3 protein-coding genes are annotated in these 2,158 nt (G+C 35.4%); all 3 read right to left on the reverse strand.

What is annotated here, in order from left to right; all coding sequences use genetic code 11:
• Positions 1–581 precede the first annotated feature (581 nt).
• Positions 582–1,070: a phosphotransferase gene (locus tag AC5V8P_RS25225; RefSeq protein ID WP_495474018.1), complete on the reverse strand. Its 489-nt coding sequence runs from the start codon at positions 1,068–1,070 to the stop codon at positions 582–584.
• 116 nt (positions 1,071–1,186) lie between these two features.
• Positions 1,187–1,636, reverse strand: a complete 450-nt coding sequence (locus AC5V8P_RS25230) for a hypothetical protein (RefSeq protein ID WP_064795957.1) — start codon at positions 1,634–1,636, stop codon at positions 1,187–1,189.
• A 125-nt stretch (positions 1,637–1,761) separates the two neighbouring features.
• Positions 1,762–2,016: a hypothetical protein gene (locus AC5V8P_RS25235; RefSeq protein WP_231116769.1), complete on the reverse strand. Its 255-nt coding sequence runs from the start codon at positions 2,014–2,016 to the stop codon at positions 1,762–1,764.
• Between the last annotated feature and the right edge of the window lie 142 nt (positions 2,017–2,158).

The raw sequence follows: 2,158 nt of genomic DNA on the forward strand, positions 1-2,158 counted from the left end.
GTGTGTAGCTCATGGTGGATTCTCCTTGTGTGAATGTGGTGTAGGAACCTTCATTCTACACGAATCCGGCCATGGGCTATTTTTTATTTATTTCCAGTAGGTGTCGCACTTCATATTACAATCCGTCACATATTAATATATCTCTTTGCAATTTTTCATAACGTTTCTGTATTCATAAGCCCGAAGGGTTGTCTGCCAAAAATGCCTCTTCAAACTCCCTCTTGCAAATCAAAGCTCCAAAAGGGCTCAGCTTGAACAATATGTTATCTGATGTTGCTACTGTTTAAAATTAGCATTCGAATGGAAAACATCTTGTCAAAATAAGACCCCGTAGGCCCACATTAATTTTTTATAATAGTTTGTAATTTGTCTATAACTTCATTCCGATCTTCACCGTTTACTTCCTTATTCGAGCCGCTAGAGTTGGTGCTATCCATTCCTCAAGGACTTTTGGGTTCATTCCAGATAGCATTAAATACTCTCTTAGATACTCTCTATTAAAAAATTCACGATATTCGCTCTCAATTAGCCAACTGGGAGCATTAGACGGTAGTGCGTGTGATTGAATCATCATCGAAGTTCTAGTAACATCTGCCGCTTGATTTTCCAACCAAAACATTCATCCAATCAATAATTATAGGCCCATTGGGTGAAAGGATGATGTTGCCGGGGTGAAAATCATAATGACAAAGTGCATTACCTTCCGGCAATGCATTAAGAACATTTATAGCAATTTGCTTCTCATATTCTTTAATCACTTCAGCAGTATTAATTTTGTTGGTTAATTCAGTTTTTAGAATTGAGTTTAATTTGATCTCAATATTATGTAATTCAAAATGAAGTTGCGCCATTAGCTTAGCATAATGAGAAATACTTAATTTCGTTGGTTCTATTTGTTTTAGCATTGTTGGCCCATCAATTTTCTCATAAATAAGACACGACGTGCCCTCATACTCCAAAAGGCCAGAATAATTAGGCTCTCTAAGATTTAAGTTACTTATAATTTCAGCATTTTTTGCTTCCTTTTTTGCCTCGTGTATTGAGCGGCTTTGATCATGAAAAATCTTTATTACTTAGGGTTTCCTCCATTCATAGACACTTGCAGTATTACCAATACCAAGTAATTTACCTATCATAATTTGTCCCTTTCTTCGAATAATAGGATGTTGCGTTTGCTCTCTCCAAATCAACATTCCAACGCTCTGCTTGCTTCTGTTAATTCATCATTGGCCTCTAAATATTTTAATATTTTTTCAATATCATCGTGGTCCATTGTCTTCGCTATAATTAGATGTTTAATATTAAGTCCTGGTATTTCCATTTCTTTTTCAAAGTGATTTACTAATTTTTGAGGGGTTGCCACCAAACTCCATCGTTCACTTCCATCCGAAAAAGTAAGGGTCACCTCCACCAAATCAAACTCCTTTGGATCATCATCAAACTTCCATTTTTCTAAATAAGGCACTTCTATATTTCCTTCAATAAAATGAGCTTTTGATATCCAAACTGCTTTTCCATGGTTTCCAATAATTCTATACTTATCCCCATCTTCTTTTTTTACGATGTATTTATTGCCCCTTGTAAGTGCATGAGCATATACGCCTATACTTATACAAGTTATGATTGGTCCCTCCATCAATTCACTTCCATACCGTATTTAATTTGCATGTTCCAATCAACTGTTTATTTTCTTACCGGACCGAGGGCGTATTCACACGCCAAGCGCACGCTGGGTTAGATAATACCACGCACTTCTCTGAGTTACTTACAGACATCCTTAAGCTCTTTCAACAATACAATCCAGTTGTCAGAAAGATAACCGATTAAGTAGTCAAAAATATTTCTATCTATTGAATATATATACAGTCCATCGGCCAACTCTTTAATTTTTTCAAGTAACCTTTCATTAATGTCATGTCTCTCTTCATATGTTGTAACTTGATATGGTTCTAATTTTATTTCCCCATTAAAATTAATATCTTCAATGAGCTTTTTTATCTCCTCCAGAATAGACAAATCTTTTTCTGCTTTAATTAGGGCGTGTCTTCAAAGTGTTTAAGTAGGCATATATTGGTTAAAACCATTAAATGAGTACACGATATGAAATTCAAGATCAACAATGGCGGCAGATTCAAGATCTTTTTCCACCTGAACGAAA

It is taken from the genome of Paenibacillus sp. N119s (assembly GCF_059447605.1).